This window comes from Polynucleobacter ibericus (assembly GCF_018687955.1).
Taxonomy (GTDB): Bacteria; Pseudomonadota; Gammaproteobacteria; order Burkholderiales; family Burkholderiaceae; genus Polynucleobacter; species Polynucleobacter ibericus.
Genome location: NZ_CP061309.1, coordinates 1,015,586 through 1,032,668, shown reverse-complemented (window position 1 = coordinate 1,032,668; position 17,083 = coordinate 1,015,586). Strand labels below are relative to the sequence as shown.

At 43.9% G+C, this 17,083-nt stretch carries 16 protein-coding genes and 1 tRNA gene; 7 read left to right on the top strand and 10 right to left on the bottom strand.

Annotated features, from left to right (window positions below; translation table 11 throughout):
- From AOC20_RS05380 to pgi, 4 genes are all read right to left on the bottom strand, one after another.
- Entirely contained in the window at positions 1-1,386 is a 1,386-nt protein-coding gene (locus tag AOC20_RS05380) for a phosphomannomutase/phosphoglucomutase (protein ID WP_215359069.1), read from the bottom strand.
- A 24-nt stretch (positions 1,387-1,410) separates the two neighbouring features.
- Positions 1,411-1,779, bottom strand: a complete 369-nt coding sequence (locus tag AOC20_RS05375) for a type II toxin-antitoxin system PemK/MazF family toxin (RefSeq protein WP_215359067.1) — start codon at positions 1,777-1,779, stop codon at positions 1,411-1,413.
- On the bottom strand, positions 1,772-2,038 hold the full coding sequence (locus AOC20_RS05370; RefSeq protein ID WP_215359065.1) for an AbrB/MazE/SpoVT family DNA-binding domain-containing protein: 267 nt from the start codon (positions 2,036-2,038) through the stop codon (positions 1,772-1,774). The genes AOC20_RS05375 and AOC20_RS05370 overlap by 8 nt, the downstream gene beginning before the upstream one ends.
- Before the next feature lie 69 nt (positions 2,039-2,107).
- Entirely contained in the window at positions 2,108-3,598 is a 1,491-nt protein-coding gene (gene pgi / locus AOC20_RS05365; RefSeq protein WP_215359063.1) for a glucose-6-phosphate isomerase, read from the bottom strand.
- Between the two features lie 100 nt (positions 3,599-3,698).
- Between pgi and AOC20_RS05360 the strand changes: the two genes are divergently transcribed.
- Together AOC20_RS05360 and AOC20_RS05355 are read left to right on the top strand one after the other, a co-directional pair.
- A complete protein-coding gene (locus AOC20_RS05360; protein ID WP_215359061.1) occupies positions 3,699-4,835 on the top strand; it encodes an NAD(P)/FAD-dependent oxidoreductase in 1,137 nt (378 codons plus the stop codon).
- 44 nt (positions 4,836-4,879) lie between these two features.
- Positions 4,880-4,969: transfer RNA gene (locus tag AOC20_RS05355), tRNA-Ser, on the top strand.
- Positions 4,970-5,038: 69 nt separating this feature from the next.
- Here AOC20_RS05355 and AOC20_RS05350 read toward each other — a convergent pair.
- The 3 genes from AOC20_RS05350 to AOC20_RS05340 form a co-directional block, all read right to left on the bottom strand.
- Positions 5,039-5,311, bottom strand: a complete 273-nt coding sequence (locus tag AOC20_RS05350; RefSeq protein WP_215359059.1) for a hypothetical protein — start codon at positions 5,309-5,311, stop codon at positions 5,039-5,041.
- A gap of 295 nt (positions 5,312-5,606) precedes the next feature.
- Positions 5,607-6,269 (bottom strand): response regulator transcription factor, encoded by a 663-nt coding sequence (locus tag AOC20_RS05345; RefSeq protein WP_215359057.1) that lies wholly within the window; start codon positions 6,267-6,269, stop codon positions 5,607-5,609.
- Positions 6,266-7,621, bottom strand: coding sequence for a sensor histidine kinase (locus tag AOC20_RS05340; protein ID WP_215359055.1), 1,356 nt, complete (start codon positions 7,619-7,621; stop codon positions 6,266-6,268). Before AOC20_RS05340 ends, AOC20_RS05345 begins: the two co-directional genes overlap by 4 nt.
- A 260-nt stretch (positions 7,622-7,881) precedes the next feature.
- Here AOC20_RS05340 and AOC20_RS05335 point away from each other — a divergent pair, with 260 nt between their 5' ends.
- The 3 genes from AOC20_RS05335 to infA all read left to right on the top strand — a co-directional run bounded on the left by AOC20_RS05335 (position 7,882) and on the right by infA (position 10,275).
- Positions 7,882-9,276 (top strand): autotransporter outer membrane beta-barrel domain-containing protein, encoded by a 1,395-nt coding sequence (locus AOC20_RS05335; protein ID WP_215359053.1) that lies wholly within the window; start codon positions 7,882-7,884, stop codon positions 9,274-9,276.
- 448 nt (positions 9,277-9,724) lie between these two features.
- On the top strand, positions 9,725-9,928 hold the full coding sequence (locus AOC20_RS05330; RefSeq protein ID WP_215359051.1) for a cold-shock protein: 204 nt from the start codon (positions 9,725-9,727) through the stop codon (positions 9,926-9,928).
- A gap of 86 nt (positions 9,929-10,014) precedes the next feature.
- Entirely contained in the window at positions 10,015-10,275 is a 261-nt protein-coding gene (gene infA, locus AOC20_RS05325) for a translation initiation factor IF-1 (RefSeq protein ID WP_215359049.1), read from the top strand.
- A gap of 105 nt (positions 10,276-10,380) precedes the next feature.
- Here the strand turns inward: infA and AOC20_RS05320 are convergent, their stop codons facing one another.
- Complete coding sequence (locus tag AOC20_RS05320) at positions 10,381-10,959, bottom strand: hypothetical protein (RefSeq protein WP_215359047.1); 579 nt, start codon at positions 10,957-10,959, stop codon at positions 10,381-10,383.
- A 111-nt stretch (positions 10,960-11,070) separates the two neighbouring features.
- On the bottom strand, positions 11,071-12,024 hold the full coding sequence (locus tag AOC20_RS05315; RefSeq protein ID WP_251373062.1) for an autotransporter domain-containing protein: 954 nt from the start codon (positions 12,022-12,024) through the stop codon (positions 11,071-11,073).
- On the opposite strand from AOC20_RS05315, the gene AOC20_RS05310 reads away from it, so the two are divergent.
- Positions 12,023-13,519 (top strand): sensor histidine kinase, encoded by a 1,497-nt coding sequence (locus AOC20_RS05310; RefSeq protein ID WP_251373061.1) that lies wholly within the window; start codon positions 12,023-12,025, stop codon positions 13,517-13,519. The genes AOC20_RS05315 and AOC20_RS05310 overlap by 2 nt on opposite strands.
- 97 nt (positions 13,520-13,616) lie before the next feature.
- A complete protein-coding gene (locus AOC20_RS05305; protein ID WP_215359045.1) occupies positions 13,617-15,716 on the top strand; it encodes an alkyl/aryl-sulfatase in 2,100 nt (699 codons plus the stop codon).
- Between the two features lie 70 nt (positions 15,717-15,786).
- Here AOC20_RS05305 and AOC20_RS05300 read toward each other — a convergent pair whose 3' ends face one another.
- A complete protein-coding gene (locus AOC20_RS05300) occupies positions 15,787-17,037 on the bottom strand; it encodes a CaiB/BaiF CoA transferase family protein (RefSeq protein WP_215359043.1) in 1,251 nt (416 codons plus the stop codon).
- Positions 17,038-17,083: the final 46 nt, after the last annotated feature.

Genomic DNA, 17,083 nt, shown 5'->3' with positions numbered 1-17,083 from the left:
TTAGAAAGGTAGCTTAGCATCCGGCTTAGCAGCCAGTAGGACCGCCTTAAATTCCGCCTGAATACGAGCAATGGCTTCATCGCTATCAGCCTCAAAGCGCATCACCACTACTGGTGTTGTATTTGACGGTCTAGCTAAGCCAAAACCATCGGCATATTCCACGCGCACGCCATCAATCGTGTTGATTGACTCAGAAGTTGGGAACTTGGCATTCGCTTTAATGGTTTCTAGCAAGGCAAAAGGCTCACCTTCGGCACAAGCGAGTTGCAATTCTGGGGTGCAGATCGCATTTGGTAAGTCATTGAGCGTTTGATTGGGATCTTTCTCTTTGGAAAGGATCTCTAATAAACGAGCGCCGGTATAAAGACCGTCATCAAAGCCAAACCAACGGTCTTTAAAAAAGATGTGACCCGACATTTCACCGGCAAGTGGTGCACCAGTTTCTTTCAGCTTGGCTTTGACTAAAGAGTGACCGGTTTTCCACATTAAAGGCTCACCACCATGTTGCTTCACATAGCTTGCGAGGTTGCGAGTGCATTTGACGTCATAAATAATCTGACCGCCAGGATTTCTGGAAAGAACATCCTTGGCAAAGAGCATCATCTGACGATCTGGAAAAATTACCTGACCATCTTTAGTGACTACGCCCAAACGATCGGCATCACCATCAAAGGCTAGACCTAATTCATTATCAGTGGTTTGTAAGTTCTTAATAAGATCTTGCAGGTTCTCAATATGCGCTGGATCTGGATGGTGATTTGGAAAATTTCCATCGACTTCGCAAAAGAGTTCTTGAACTTCACAGCCCAATGCTCTAAATAACTTACCTGCAAAGGCACCACCAACGCCGTTGCCGCAGTCAACGACGATCTTCATAGGGCGGGCCAGTTTCACATCACTCACAATGCGCTCTAAGTACATTGGGAAAATATCAAAGGTGCTACGTGTACCTTGACCGCTAGCAAACTGCTTTGCTTCAATACGTTTGCGCAATGCCTGAATTTGATCGCCGTAAATAGCCGCTCCACCTAAAACCATCTTAAAACCGTTGTAATTCGGTGGGTTGTGACTGCCAGTAATCATGATGCCGGACTTGGGTTTCTTGCCATTGATCTCTTGATTAGCGCCAAAGTAAACCATTGGCGTGGCAACCATACCTAAATCAATCACATTAATACCAGTAGAAAGCAGACCTTCAGTGAGCGCCTCAATCAAGCTTGGCCCAGATAGGCGACCATCGCGACCAATCACGATTTCTGTTTCACCCAGTTCACGCATTTCAGTGCCGAAGGCTTGGCCAATGAGCTTGGCAATCGAAGGATCTACCGTCTCATCAATGATGCCGCGAATGTCATAAGCTTTGAAAATAGAAGGGGATAGTTGCACGGTAGGTCCTAAATAGATTTGGTATTAATGGGCAATGTCAATGATTGAATTTAGCCCCTCACATGCCTCTTGAAAAAGGGCAGGCGGGAGACTTTTCCAAGGATGAGGTCTGGCATTACGAAGGCGCCAATCAAAAGATTTTGGTTGATGGGTCAAGATGTATGCGGGATCACCTTTTCCAATCGAAAACTTGATAGCAAAGGGATTGGTTTCATTAAACCGTGCATGTGTCATCGGTAGACCAATCACAATGCCAGTTTTTTCATTAAATGGTTTTGGGGAAATAACAAGCATCGGATGTTCATCTTTCATTTCTTTTCCCGATTGCGGATTGAAATTAATCCAGATCATGTCCCTACGCTCTGGAACCCACAGCTTTAATTTTTCAACCATTAAATAATTCTTTACCAATTGGGGTGGAATTCATAACTTCTCCGCCATGTTGATTTGGATCATAGGCCTTCAGTTTTTGATTGAGGCTGAGTTTGGGTTTACCAACAACCCTGAGAAGCACGCCATTTTTGACAACTTCAACTGATATTGGTACGCCTTGAGAGAGATGTGCAGCTTTTGCAACGGGCGAAGTGATTCTGACGCCTAGGCCATTGCCCCATTCTTGTATCGTTTGTTCTACTTTAAGTGCTGGAGCCATGATTTACTCCTTGAGAAATTGTTTATACAAGTTTAAACAATTAAAGATGGCATGTCAAATTCGAATAATCTAAGAATTTAAGAGATTAATACGAGCGGCAGTAACTTCGTCAATGCCAGCATCAGCTAGCACAGTGCCACCATTTTTTAAAGCAGCCTCAATGGGCTTGGCTAATACCTTGCCAAGTTCAACGCCAGGTTGATCAAAGCTATTGATGTTCCATAGGGCGCCTAATGCAGCCGTGCGATTTTCATAAAGCGCTAAAAGTGCACCCAAATAATAGGCATTAAGCTTAGGAAGAATGAGTAAGTTACTAGGGCGCTTACCTGGATAGGTGTTATTCGGGTTATCAGTTTTCTTGCCGTTAGCCAAAGCCTGCGCTTGAGCCAAACAGTTAGAGAGCAGGATGCGGTGATGTGCTTTTGCCTCAGGCAAATGACTCATCGGCTCACGAATTGCAATGAAATCAATTGGTATAACTTCAGTGCCTTGATGCAGTAGCTGGAAGTAAGAATGCTGTGCATTGCTGCCGGAGCTACCAAATACCACTGGGCAAGAGAACTTCACCGGCTTGCCATCACGATCAACGCTCTTGCCATTGCTTTCCATGTCGAGCTGTTGCAGCCATTTTGGAAACCAGTCCAGTGCATCGGCATACGGAATGACGGCATAGGACTTGATGTTGTACTTCTCTTGTTGATAAAGCAGACTCAGCGCCATAATGACTGGCAGATTTTCTTCTAGGGGCGCAGACTTAAAGTGCTGATCCATGGCTTGAGCGCCAGCTAAAAATTGCTTGAAATTCTCAAACCCATACTGCAAGGCAATTGGTAGACCTACGGCAGACCAGACAGAGTAACGACCGCCAACCCAATCCCAGAAGGGATAAATATTGTCTTTATTAACCCCAAATGCCTCAGCCGCTGGGACATTTGCTGTAACTGCATACAAAGCATGAGAAATCTGACTATCAGTACGACCATGATCTTTGAGCCATTTAACAACCGCTTTGGCATTCATGGTGGTCTCTAGCGTTGTGAACGACTTCGAGACAATGATGACGCGCGTACTATTGGGTAGAGCGCGCTGCAAAATGCGATTGAGATCAGCGGTATCAATATTGGCTAAAAAATGCATCCGCATGCCGCGACTTTCAATGCCGGGGACATGGGCTAGGGCTTCAATTGCTAAGCGTGGGCCAAAATCAGAGCCACCAATACCAATGTGAATAACATCGGTAACACCAACCCATGAATTGCAAAGCGCTTCCATGCGATGCCAAACTTGGGCAACCTCTGGCATGATATCTTTGCCATTGACCAAGACGGGTGTTTTATCTAGGTTACGAAGCGCTGAATGCAGTGCAGGGCGATTCTCAGAATTGTTAACTGGTTTGCCAGCAAATAGATCGGCAATAAATTGTTCTAATTTGGATGCTTTAGCCTGACTAAAGAGGGACTTCCAGCCGGCAGCATCAATACCTTGATAGGCGCTATCTAAAACGATATCTTGGGCGCTAAATAGGGATTTCAGGCGATCTGCAGCTGGATTTGAAGGCATGTATAGATTTTATCAAGAAGTACCCCAAAACCCACTAAAACACTGAAAATGTTACGATTTCAGGATGCTGATAACAAAAATTCAAGGCTTGGGCAGATAAATGGATCAGGTCGACTGTGTCGTCATTGGAGCTGGGGTAGTTGGATTGGCCGTTGCACGAGAAATGGCACTTCAGGGTAGAGAAACCATTTTGCTCGAACGTGAGTCCTCCTTTGGCACGATTAGTAGTGCTCGCAATAGCGAAGTGATTCATGCTGGTATTTACTACCCAAAAGCTTCCCTTAAGGCAAAGCTGTGCGTAGAGGGTAACCGTATGCTCTATGAATACTGCCGCAGCCATCAAGTAGCCACCGCACCTTACGGCAAACTCATTGTCGCTAGCGATGAGTCTCAGTTGGATGATCTCCAGGCAATCTTATACAAAGCGCAACAAAACAATGTCCCAGAAATCAAAATGATTACTGGTGAGCAGGCCACGACAATGGAGCCTGAACTTCAATGCGTGGCAGCAGTTCTCTCAGCCTCTACTGGCATTGTTGATAGCCATGCATTTATGCTTTCATTGCTTGGTGGCTTTGAAGATGCTGGCGGCATGATTGCGTATCAATCACCGCTGATGAGCGCTAAGCCTATTGGTGAAAATGCTAAAGACGGATTTGAATTGGAAATCGGCGGTGCCGACGGCATGAAGATTCAGACCAAGCTTCTGATTAATTGTGCTGGCATGAGCGCACCCGCCATTGCAAAAAAAATAGAAGGGCTCCATCAAGAGCAAATCCCTAAAGCCTATTTTGCTAAAGGAAATTACTTTTCCCTATCTGGTAAGTCACCCTTCAAACATTTGATTTATCCAATCCCAGAACCGGGTGGTTTGGGAGTCCATCTGACTCTCGATATGGGCGGGCAAGCTAAATTTGGTCCCGATGTGGAGTGGCTCGATATTGATGAAGAAAATCAAATCGATTACACCGTCAATCCAAAGCGGGGTGATGGTTTTTATGAGGCGGTCAGAAAGTATTGGCCAGGACTCAAAGACAATTCTTTGCAACCTGATTATTCAGGGGTGAGGGCAAAAATAGTCCCACAAAACGCTCCAGCTGGTGATTTTTACTTCAATATCCCAGGTGAACACGGCCTTGAAGGGCTCTTTAACCTATATGGGTTTGAGTCCCCTGGATTGACGTCCAGCCTAGCGATTGCCAAGCATTTAGAAGGTCAAATCAAAAGTTCTTTATAATCTAGCACTTGAATCAACCGTGATTCACAGTAAGTTGCATTAAAGGAAGAGTGGCAGAGCGGTTGAATGCACCAGTCTTGAAAACTGGCGAGGATGAAAGTCCTCCGTGAGTTCGAATCTCACCTCTTCCGCCAATAGTCAAGAATTTATGTGCGTTTGTTGTCAATCCCACATAATTTCCCCCAAATTTCCCCACGCAATTCTTATTCTTCGAATCTCTCCCGAGTAAGAGGTGGGGTATTAATCTTGTCAACTGGCGCAAGCTTCGCCGTTCTTCGATGACGTTTCTCATCCTCGATCGAGTTCTCAAAGTCTCGAGTGCGTCGCAACTCTAGATTCTTGGCTGCAGCTAGCATTGATGCAGGAATAACCATATCCTCCTTTATGAGTCGTTCTTGCTGAAATTGCTTAAAGATCTGGGTCTTGATCTTGTCTGCAAACTCAACATCTTTAAGACCGCGCTTATCTTTACTCATTCGTCTAATGAGCAAGATAGCTGGGATGCCCTATTGTGATTTCCTAGAATCTAGACTCCACCGTACCAGTCCCCCCCCCCTAAAAAGACCCTTTTCATGGGCTAGAGTATGAATAGTGTTTTGGACATCCGATTAGTGATTTATAGGAAACGCCCCCTTATGTTTTTCCATAAAAGAGGGGCGGGGGTTTAAATATTTTTTTAACGTCTTCTTTTGGCCAATAGATGACACTTCATTAATGTCTTTGACAATATAGGTGATCACTTAGACCTTTAAGATTAGACTACCTGCTGCCTTATTGCTTAAAAGGATCAGTCTTGCCGATTATTTTTTGTATTGATAATGAATGCTGATCGCAAAACCTACTCAGCTCTACAAGTGTATTGAGATTAAGTTTATTTTTTAGGCTGGTTCGGTGCATTTTGATCGTTCGTAATCCAATACCAAGCATCGCAGCTACCTCTGCTTGTCGATGTCCTTGGCCTAACAGCAACAATACTTCAGCTTCTCTAGGGGTAATAGGTAAGTCGTTCCCCACAACTACTTCTATTGCTGGCTCACTATCAAGCTTGATTTGAAGTGATTTGGAAAAGAGCCTCTGAAGGCAGTCGCTAATTTGTGGGCCCGAAAATGGTTTCAAGAGGAAGTCAACTGCTCCTTCGCGCCATGCATCAATGACATCTGCCTGTTGGGCATTACCACTCATAAAGATGATTGGGTACTCAATATTCATGGATTTCAATACTCGCTGGAGCTCAACACCATTCATCCCAGGCATTTGAAAATCAAGCAGCATGCATGTAGGTAAGCCATCTTCGAAGTCAAAATCATTAATAGCGGCTAAAAAATCTTCCGCTGACTCATGTTCACTAACTTCATAATCTCGAGACAGCCAGTCTTTTAGGCTCTCTTTAAGCGCTAAATCATCTTCAACAATAACGACTCGATAGTTTTTCATGGTTCGTGGTCCTGTGAGTCGCTCAATGGAACTTCAAGAGTAAGAACTGCGTGACCGAGCTCATCATTCTGTGCTGAAATGCTGCCATGATGCTGCTCAATGATGGTTTTACTGAGCCACAACCCTACGCCAAGGCCATCTCGTTTTGTTGTTTTGTATAACTCAAAGATAGTAGGTACAGACTTTTGATCAAAGCCGCCACCATTGTCTTTAAATTCGACGATTGCAAATTTGTCACGTTTTGTGATGCTGATTTGGATTTCCTTGGTCTGGGTATCATTTTGCTCAAGCGAATCAATTGCATTGTTTAGGATATTAATAAATACTTGCTGTAATTGAATGCTGTCACCAATAACCATTGGGTTACAGTGATAATCTTTAATGAGAGTAATTTTCTTTGCATCAAGGCTGGGCTGAACAATCTCAATAATTTCCTCGATAATCTTTTGCAAATTGAGAGGTAAAAACCTGTATTCACTTGAGCCAAAAAGACGCCTGAGATTTTTAATGAGTTCGGCGAGTTTAGATGATTGTGTTGATATGTCATCTAACGATGAAAGCACCTTTGGATCTTGCGTAGCGCCTTCTAAGTCTCTTCGGGTTGTGTCGGCCCGAAGTGCGATTGTTGTTAGGGGCTGACTTAGCTGATGGGCGAGTGAGCTTGCCAACGCGCTAATCCCAATGACTCTGTTAGAAGCTATTAAGCCTCTTAATAGTTGATCTTTTTCCTCAATTGCGTTTACTAAACTTTTATTTAGGGGATTTTGAGTAGGGTTGATGGGGTTGACCCAGCTAATACGCAAGCCTATGTAGGAAATGTAGCGAAATGTTCCAATCACTACGAAGTAGGAAAAAATAACCAAAGCCAAAGTACTTGGCGTATTCAATGGGCGTATTGGGGCTGGCGCAAAGTATCCGAGTATTCGCATGACACCATAGCCAACCATGCCTAACTCAAACCACGTAAACCATTTCATAAACTGGTTGTTTTGCAAGGAGGGAGGCAGTCGAAATTTGCAAACTAAATAATTGAGAGTGAATATGCTAGTTAAGCATATTGAAATTAATAATATGTTTACTCGCAGCTCAATCTCGCCTCTTGATGCCTCTAAAAGCGTAGTTATGAGGCCGATAATTAACATGCTTAAAATGAACCAGCTTTTTTTAGTCTGATTTGTCAGGGAGAGAATGCTAAACAGAATTGCTACCTCTGCACCTAACACTGAGAAAATTGGAACTCCAGTCCATGGAGTCGTTGGACTTAGGGCGCCTATATTGATTAAAAATAGAGTTCCACATGTAACGGCCATAAACAATTCAGATATTAAGAAATAGACTGCAGACGCATCCATTTTTCTTCTAAACGCCCCATACAAAATACTGCTCGATATGAGCGTAAATAGGGTGTAGATGAACATTAATGTGGCGTACGAATTCATAGTTTTTGCTGAGTTTTGGCTTTTGCCGCAAATCATATCTTCATTATTGGGCTGGGGCGATTTTTTCCGCCAATTGCACTCTAATAACGCCTCTTATACGTACTTTGGTACGTGGTTTTGCATCGTATTTCCAAGGAAAATTTGCTATTTAAAGCTAATAAAAGGGATTTGGGATGACGTTAAGTTTTAAAAGACCGCTTCTGGCAATCACGTTGGGGATTTATTGTTTCAATGCTGGAGCCGCCACTTACTACAGTAATTCCGGCGCTATTTCGCTTGATGTTAATAATAATGGTATTGCAAATACAAACCTAAGCTCCTCAATTAGTCCGAATAGTGCTATATCAATTTCCTGGGCTTCTAAAACAGGTTCGGGAATTCTTTTTCGTTTATACAGCTCTAGCAGTGGAGCAACCGCTCCACTACTTAATTTATCAACATCAACAAGCGGTGTATCGCAGACAACTAACAGCTTAACCACAACTTACTTTCAGCTATCCTCCAACCCTGCAAACGGCTCATCAATCACTGGGATCTGTATTTATGATACCGCTGACGGATCTTGTGGCGGTAGCGGTGGCGGTGGCGGTGGCGGTGGCGGATCCTCCTCAGTCTCATCAGCCAACACGCAAGCGTCTGTAGCAAATACAACGCAGGCATTACAAGGCACTTACGCATTACAAAACTCTGTTCTAGCTAATGGCTTTTCCTATGACTGTACAGTTTTTGGAGCAAATAACGTCTGCGTTTCTGGTGGTGCTCGAAATACTGCTGTTTCAGCTGAAAACGGTCTAAATAACACTAGCGCTTTATTGATTGCAGCTTATCGTGCATTGCCTTCTGTGCGTATTGGCGCTTATGCTGACCAGAACTTATCAGTAAACAATGGTGGCTCTACTGTGAATCTAGGTAACAACACACCATTGATTGGTTTATTTGCTGCTTGGAATGAGCGCCAAGATGGTACAGGTAGCGAGCTAAAGGTATCTGCTGCTTATGGCCAAAAGAACACAACGATTAACCGTGGTGTTGTGGGTTCAGGCGCTACTGCATCTGAAGCAGGTTCTGGTTCTTCACAACTCAATAGCCAAGGTTTCCAAGTATTAGGTAAACATGGCTTTGGCGTAATGCAAGATGTTGTAGTTTCTCCCTATGTTGGTATTCGTTATACGCAGAACAATATGGGCGGTTATACAGAGGGTTCATCAGCTTCTGTAACAACTCCGTTGACTTACAGCGCTTTGAATACCAATGCAACTACAGCATTAGCTGGTGTAGGAGCTTCATATAGAGGCATTCCACAGACGAACTTGTTTGCAAGCGCTGGTGTAGAGTCCGATACCAATACTGCTAGTGGTTCTTACACTGCTACTTGGGCTGGTACAGGCACTTTAGCCCCAGTAAACTTTAATGCGAACCCAGTTAAGACTCGTGCGACTGCAACTGTTGGCGCTACATATGATGTTGAGAAAAATCAACGTCTCGGTATCACTGGCATCTACCGCCAAGAATCCTATCAAGCAGTTTCAACATCGACTGTGATGGCAACTTATACAGTCGGTTTCTAATTAGACAGACTTAAATTTGAAGGCAAACCCGCTTATGCGGGTTTTTTATTGTCTTGAGAGGCTGCTTTGTGTCGTTAGCGGTCATTGCGGAGTTGAACTCCGCCTAGGTTCTATGGGGAGCAGAGCTTACAGCCCAATTCCCCTAATGGTTACCAAAATCTTTACCAAAGCCATCCTACGGGGTGGCTTTTGCTTTTGTTGTTGATTGTCTGCTATCGGTCAATAGGCTACTCTATGGCTGTTATAGAGATGATTTGTTCGAAAGTAACTCCTTATAACCAAAGTAGAGTAAAATACCATGAGCGATTTTCAAGCTAATAGTGTTGTTGTACTAGTAATTAATACCGCAGTTCTGCGATAGTTCTTCTTAGCATCTCCCCGCCATTCTTGACTCTCGTCCCATCTGGGGCATAGCCCCTTTTATATTTTTTTTAAGGAATAGTCAGATATGGCAAACGGAACAGTGAAATGGTTTAACGACGCTAAAGGCTTCGGTTTTATTACCCCTGAACTCGGTGGTGAAGATTTATTCGCCCATTTTTCAGCAATTAATAGCAACGGATTTAAGTCATTAGCTGAAGGTCAAAAAGTGACTTTTGATATTACTACTGGCCCTAAAGGCAAGTTAGCATCCAATATTCAACCTGTTTAAATCAACAGCAAATGCCAGGCGACATTTATTTGCCTGGTTCAAAGCCCAGCATGTCTGGGCTTTTTTATTTTTATTAAGGATGTTAAATGGCAAAAGAAGAATTGCTTGAAATGGAAGGTCTTGTTGATGAAATTCTGCCAGATTCTCGCTATCGGGTTACCTTGGACAATGGTCATAAGCTCATTGCCTATACAGCGGGAAGAATGAAAAAAAATCACATCCGTATATTGGCTGGAGATAAGGTTTCATTAGAGCTCTCCACTTATGACTTGAGCAAAGGCCGAATCACCTTTAGACATATTGAGAAGAGGCAATCTTTTGCTGGTACGCCGAAAAGACGATATTGATAGCTTTAAAGCTTAAAACCGCAAGTCAGATGTAAAAAGCCCAGCAATCAATTGCTGGGCTTTTTGTCTTTTCAGTTGCTAGAAAAGCATTGCTACATTTCTGGATTACTTCTTAGCTGGTGCGCTTACTACTGCAGCAATAGCTTCTGTGTAAACCACTTTTACTTGATCGTTTACAGCAATATCTTTCAACAGGTCGGCGTTTTTAACATTAACCTTGAAGATATTTCCTTGTGGACCTTTTAATGTAACGATTTTTTTAGCTGCATCAATCGCTTCAACATTGGCAGTTGCAGTCACTGCGTTGGTGGTGATCATGCCTGGCTTGTCACCTTGTGGAGCTGTAGTAGTGCTAGTGCTAACTTGCTCACTAGTTGTGCCAGGATTTTTAACCTTAACTAATTCAATAGCTACAGCCATTTCATATACAACATCAAAACGGTCGCCAACTTTGATTTCTGCAAAGTTTTTCACTTCAGGACCAGCAACGATCGAAGTTTCACCATCTTGGTTTTTGAGGGTAACCGTACGTGTTGCCGCATCAACTTTAGTCACTTCTCCGTCATAAATCAGTGCGGATTCTTGAGCAGCTACGCCAGCAATAGGAGCCTTTGGCTTAGTGAGGAAAAGGTATGCACCGACTGCGATAGCAGCAATGACGATAGCAATGATAATTTTTTTCATACTGTTTTGATCCTTAGAATGTTTAAAACGCATCACCTTTAGGTGGTGACGCGAGAATATTTAAATACTAGCAAGTTAGTTTTAGTATCTATAGCTATTGTATTGCCCATATTAAAAGCTGGCAGCCAAACCAATCGATGTGCCATGCACATTCTGGCCAAATTGATAGCGAAATACGACCCTAACCCTTGAGAAGATGGGGTCAGAGGCGCTGCGATCCAACTCAAAGCCAGTGCCAACTGAGGATAGGGAGTTAAAGCCTAGGGCGCCACGAAGGTCTCCTAGGAATTCGGTATGGGCTACTTCAAATACGGCTCTGAGGGGTCTATCCAATAGTGAAATTGGGGTCGGTATCCGGCTGCGAGCCCAAAATGCCAAGCTTTGTGAATCCGCTGACCCTTGAACTGCAGTCGAGGTATCAAATGTTTGGACTCCAATATTGGTGTAACGCAACTCGACATCGATTTCTTGATCGGGCTTGTAATTTTCATAATCAAGCATGACGGATCCACCCAGGCCATAAGAGTTCATGCGTCCACCATTGAGAAATTGCAAATCCACGCCTTGGCGATTCTGAATGACTCGAGAAGCAATCGATAAATCACTTTCTAAATGCCCCAACATCACGTTGGCAATAGGGCGCAGGCGCAATTCATCGGTAATCGGAAAATCCCAGCCCACCCCTCCGGTTCCAGTAATGCTATTCCAATGAACGGGTACGGTCACTGAGGTATTGCCAATGCCATCGGTGAAGTTTGGGTTGTAGCGATTAACCGCTAAGGTGCCTTCTAAATATAGGGGAAAGTTTGCGCTAATACGATCGCCTCCACCTAAGGAGATCATTTGAAGGTCAGAGTTATCACCATCATTATTGCGAATTGATAGAGATCCAGTAGTCACGTCAGGCGTCAGCGAATAACCGGTAATGGTCATGAAGGCATCTGCACGCTTTTTAAGGTAATTGTTAGCGGTATTTTGGAGGGCAGACTGGGCCTGCACATTGCCAATACTTGCGACAAAAAGGGTGGCAAAAGTAAGGATCTTGGTTGCACTGAAAAGCCGCATGACCGCCATTTTAGCGAATCAATTGGGTGGATGTACCATAGCGAACATGAAGCTGCTCATCTCTATTTATTTCTTCATTCTGGCCATTATTCAGATGGGCCTATTTTTTGGTATTTATCACTATTACCGCTCTCAAAATTTGCTAAAGCCCAGTCTGTATTGGATGTCCTCATTATTAGTGAGCGTAGTAGGATTGCTTATTTTTGGCGCCGGTGTAATCACTATTCAAAATATTGCGAATCCGCAATTTAATTTCACCTTGGCCAATAGCTTCTTTTATGTTGCTGCGCTATTGCAAGCCCTCTTTTGTCGGTCACTTAATCGTGAAGTTTCCAGGCAGATAAAGATACTTGCCTCAGCGTCAGTTCTCATTTTTATTGCTTCATTCGAATACATGCGCCTATATGGGACTTTTGAGATCCGAACTGCTGTGATGGCTACTATTGCATCTATTTTTTATTGCTGGCAAATCTATGAGTTGGCTATCAAAAGAAAATCAACACCCTCAAAACAATTGCTTTATATGCAATGCGCCAGTTTTGCCGAGATATTTTTTGCTATAGGACGCTTTTTAATTTTGGTTGCCTCTGCATTAACCATACGACAGGTAGACCAGATCCCACAAATATTAATCCTGTTCACTATTGCCCAGCTCGTGATGGGTACCTTATCTTATATAGCCATTAGTAACTATTGGGCTGAGTTAATCGCTGCCGCAAGCATCAATGCCGCTAAGGAAAGTCTATCTACTAAAAGATTGCTAGAAGAGCGAGAGCTCTTGATAGCCTCGCTATTAAAAGCCAATAAAACCGCGAGTACTGGGGCGCTGTCAGCATCTATTGCGCATGAGCTTAATCAGCCCTTAGGCGCCTCTAGTCTGAATATTCAATTCTTGCAAAAGAAGTTATCTGAAGGGGATTTAAATCCTGTACTACAAAAAGAAGTATTGGATTCATTACTGTCAGACAATCAGCGTGCGGCAAATATCATTCGTTCGCTCAGGTCAGTATTTGCGGATGAAAAATTAGCATCTACAAAAGTCTACATTGCTGAACTAATTGATTTGGTGCTGACAATTACCCGCCCGGAAATTGCTAAACAAAATATTCAAGTGGTATTAAAACTAGAAGACGATTTATTGGTTACGGCAAATCAGGGCGAGCTTCAGCAAGTGCTCTTAAACCTAGTCAACAACGCTATCGATGCATTAAAACCAGCAGAAAGATCTGATAAAAAAATCATTATTCGAGCTGAACATGCTGGATCCGGTGTGCAGATTTCGGTTGCTGATAACGGTTCTGGCATTGATATGGCAGTTCAATCCCATATGTTTGAGCTTCTTTCCACCACCAAAGGATCTGGAATGGGTATTGGCCTGTGGCTGTGCAAGCATATTGTGATGCGGCACGGTGGCGCTATCAGATTTGAATCAAAACCGGGCGATGGAACCACTTTCTTTGTGAATTTACCGCTGGTTGCCGTGTACTCAGTCTAGCTTTCTCTTGGAGTATCAGTATTAGCTATAAGGCTAATTGCCATAGATTTAGCCAAACATATCATTAGATGATCAACATTCCTAACCTTGGGCTTTTATGAATATCCAACTTACAAAAACTTCCATCTCAATTGCATTAATGACCTCTAGTCTGGTTTTTGCTGCAGGTGGTGGCGGTGTCGTTGCAGATCCTGGGGCGATGCAAGGTAAGCACTTTGATGTCAAAGGAAAGGCTCCCTCAAGCTTCACAGTGGAATTACAAAACGGTCTCCGTAAAACTTTGCCATTCGAAGATAAGCGTGATTTTGAAGAATCCAAAAGAGGCTTTATAGCTGCGCCTATCTATAAGACCATCATGGCCGATGCTGGCAATGTGGCCTGGGATATGGGTAGCTACGATTTCTTATTGCAGGGCAAGGACTTTGACAGCGTACATCCTTCTTTGCAGCGCCAAGCCATTCTGAATATGGGCTATGGCTTATATGAAGTAGTGCCAGGAAAAATCTATCAAGTACGAGGCTTTGACTTATCAAATATTAGTTTTGTTAAAACGAATACAGGTTGGATAGTCTTCGATCCATTGACCTCAAAAGAGACTGCTAGAGCAGCTTTAGAGTTAGTAAATGAGAAATTAGGTAAGCGCCCAGTAGTTGCAGTGGTGTACTCCCACTCTCATGCTGATCACTTTGGTGGTGTTCGTGGGGTAGTGGAAGAAGCTGATGTGAAGAGTGGCAAAGTGAAAATTATCGCCCCAGCTGGCTTTATGGATCATGCTGTCGCAGAGAATGTTTACGCCGGCAATGCCATGACGCGTCGTTTGTATTTCCAGTATGGCGTGTTATTGCCACGTAGCCCATTTGGCCACGTTGATCAATCGATTGGTAAAAATACTGCAGCCGGAAATCTGGGTTTAATTGAACCAACTATCTTGATTAACGAGCCATTTGAAAAGATGACGGTTGACGGTGTAGAAATGGAATTTCAAAATACGCCAGGCACTGAAGCACCTGCCGAGATGAATACCTATTTCCCGCAGTTCAAGGCATTCTGGGCTGCCGAAAACATCACCGGGACGATTCATAACATCTATACCTTGCGCGGCGCCTTAGTGCGTGATGCTTTGGCATGGTCTAAGAACATCAACAATGCTTTGTATCGCTATGGCAATGAGGCGCAGGTAATGTTTGCATCACATTCATGGCCACGTTGGGGTAACGATCGTGTTCAAGAAGTAATGCGCACTCAGCGCGATAGTTATGCACACCTTAACAATGAAGTCCTGCACTTAGCAAACAATGGTGTGACGATTAATGAAGTGCATAACGTCTATCAGCAACCAGAGAGTTTAAAAAAGCAGTGGGCAGCGCATAGCTACCATGGCTCTGAGGAACACAACAGTCGTGCGGTGATTAATCGCTACTTAGGTTACTGGGACGCTAATCCTGCTACCTTAATTCCCCTGTCACCAAAAGATTCTGCACCGCTGTATGTTGAGATGATGGGCGGTTCTACCAAGATTATGGCTAAGGGCAAGCAACTCTATCAGCAGGGTAAATATCGCGAAGCAATGGAGATTGTGAATAAACTGGTCTACGCACAGCCGAACAATACTGCTGCAAAAGATCTGCTTGCGGATATTTTTGAGCAAATTGGCTACCAAAAGGAAAGCCCCAGCGTACGTAATAGCTTCTTGGGGGCTGCATACGAGCTACGTCACGGTATGCCTACTGGCGCATCACCCAAAACCAATGGCCCTGACATGATCAGAGCAATGACTACTGAACTTTGGCTCAATGCGCTGGCAATTAGCATGGATAGTAAAAAGGCAGCTGGCATGAAATTCACTATCAATCTGAGTACACCCGATAATGGTGAAAAGTTTGTCGTGGAGATGAGTAATTCTGCGCTGACCAATATCAAAGGTTATCAAGATAAAAACCCAAACTTGACCATCACTGTGAATCGTAGTGACTTAGAAAAAGTCATGGGCGGTCAAACTACTTTTGATAAATTATTATCTGAAGGTAAGGCCAAGTTCACAGGTGACCGTAAAGCCTTTGATCAATTACGAAGCACCATGACTACCTTTGCACCAGACTTTGAGTTGATGCCGGGTACGAAGGTGAAGCTGCCACCAGCTAAACCCAATAAGGATCCGTTTGAGGCTCCTCCGATTGCCAATTCTGATGGTGCCTGAGTAACTGGGATTATGTATAAAAATGGGCTCTAGGGAGCCCATTTCTTTTGTCTAGAAGAAAGACTATTTCTTAGGTTGAGAAAGCGCCACCAGCTTCAAGAGATTTAAGCTCTTCACCAGCAATACCAAGTTCCGCAAGAAGCTCGCTAGTATGTTCGCCCAATAAAGGAGGGTGACGATATACCTGCTGAGGGGTGCCATTCATTTTGACAGCAAAGCCAATATTCGGAACCTTGCCTTCTATGGGGTGATCTATATCCATGCGCATCTTGCGATGGCGGCCATGATCACTATCAAATGCTTCTGGGTAGGTATTGATCGGCCCTGCTGGTATTCCTGCAGCTAGAAGTGCATCAACCCATTCATCTGCCTTTTTATTGGCAAAGGATTTCTCTAGCTCTGTAGCAAGTTCCAAGCGATTGGCAAGGCGAAGTGGGTTGGTTTTAAAGCGGGCATCTTCACATAATTCTGGGCGCTCAATTTTGTCGCACAGCAACTTCCACAGTTTTTGATTCGTAGCGCCCATGACAAAGTACCCATCAGCCGCTTTCATGGCCTGATATGGGGCGCTCATATGATTGGCGGTACCAAGCTTGTAGGGCTCAACGCCGGTTCCCCAATATTGGGCTGTATCCCAGATGGAGAATGCCAAAGCAGAATCAAAAAGAGAGGCATCAATAAATTGACCTTCCCCTGTTTTGGTTTTGCCAATGTAGGCGGACAAAATACCGTACACCGCAAAAAGTGCACAGCCAATATCGGCTACTGGAACTCCCGCTTTCACAGGAGGACCATCTGGATAACCCGTCACGCTCATGACGCCTGACATTGCTTGGGCCATTAAATCAAAGCCAGGGCGATCTGCCCACGGACCAGTTTGTCCAAACCCCGAGATGCTGGCGTATACCAAACCAGGATTAATGGCTTGCAATGAAGGGTAGTCAATACCCAATTTCTTCATCACGCCAGGACGATAGTTCTCCACCAGAATATCGGCGGTCTTTACCAATTCAAAGAATACTTTTTTGCCGGCCTCCGTTTTGAGATTTAAGGTCAGACTGCGTTTATTGCGATTCATATTCAGAAAGCCCATGCTATCTGAACCTTTCATTTTGAATCCCATCGCACCGCGCGTTTGATCGCCTGTTCCTGGAGGTTCAATTTTGATGACGTCTGCACCCAAATCCGCCAAGAGCATGCAGCAGTAGGGGCCGGCCATTACTTGACTTACGTCAAGAACACGTACTCCGGATAGGGGTAATGGCTTGGTTGGGGGAGCTGCATGGCCATTAGATGCGCCATTTATAGGTGTTTTCGTCATTGTCTCAATTGTTTTTATATGTTTGAATTACGCTCTAATAGTATCA

Coding starts and splice junctions, on each gene's coding strand:
- AOC20_RS05335 (WP_215359053.1), top strand. CDS start 7,882: ATGACGTTAAGTTTTAAAAGACCGCTTCTGGCAATCACGTTGGGGATT.
- AOC20_RS05345 (WP_215359057.1), bottom strand. CDS start 6,269: ATGAAAAACTATCGAGTCGTTATTGTTGAAGATGATTTAGCGCTTAAA.
- AOC20_RS05375 (WP_215359067.1), bottom strand. CDS start 1,779: ATGGTTGAAAAATTAAAGCTGTGGGTTCCAGAGCGTAGGGACATGATC.
- AOC20_RS05305 (WP_215359045.1), top strand. CDS start 13,617: ATGAATATCCAACTTACAAAAACTTCCATCTCAATTGCATTAATGACC.
- AOC20_RS05360 (WP_215359061.1), top strand. CDS start 3,699: ATGGATCAGGTCGACTGTGTCGTCATTGGAGCTGGGGTAGTTGGATTG.
- AOC20_RS05330 (WP_215359051.1), top strand. CDS start 9,725: ATGGCAAACGGAACAGTGAAATGGTTTAACGACGCTAAAGGCTTCGGT.
- AOC20_RS05310 (WP_251373061.1), top strand. CDS start 12,023: ATGACCGCCATTTTAGCGAATCAATTGGGTGGATGTACCATAGCGAAC.
- AOC20_RS05340 (WP_215359055.1), bottom strand. CDS start 7,621: ATGGATGCGTCTGCAGTCTATTTCTTAATATCTGAATTGTTTATGGCC.
- AOC20_RS05370 (WP_215359065.1), bottom strand. CDS start 2,038: ATGGCTCCAGCACTTAAAGTAGAACAAACGATACAAGAATGGGGCAAT.
- pgi (WP_215359063.1), bottom strand. CDS start 3,598: ATGCCTTCAAATCCAGCTGCAGATCGCCTGAAATCCCTATTTAGCGCC.
- AOC20_RS05320 (WP_215359047.1), bottom strand. CDS start 10,959: ATGAAAAAAATTATCATTGCTATCGTCATTGCTGCTATCGCAGTCGGT.
- AOC20_RS05315 (WP_251373062.1), bottom strand. CDS start 12,024: ATGCGGCTTTTCAGTGCAACCAAGATCCTTACTTTTGCCACCCTTTTT.
- AOC20_RS05350 (WP_215359059.1), bottom strand. CDS start 5,311: ATGAGTAAAGATAAGCGCGGTCTTAAAGATGTTGAGTTTGCAGACAAG.
- AOC20_RS05300 (WP_215359043.1), bottom strand. CDS start 17,037: ATGACGAAAACACCTATAAATGGCGCATCTAATGGCCATGCAGCTCCC.
- infA (WP_215359049.1), top strand. CDS start 10,015: ATGGCAAAAGAAGAATTGCTTGAAATGGAAGGTCTTGTTGATGAAATT.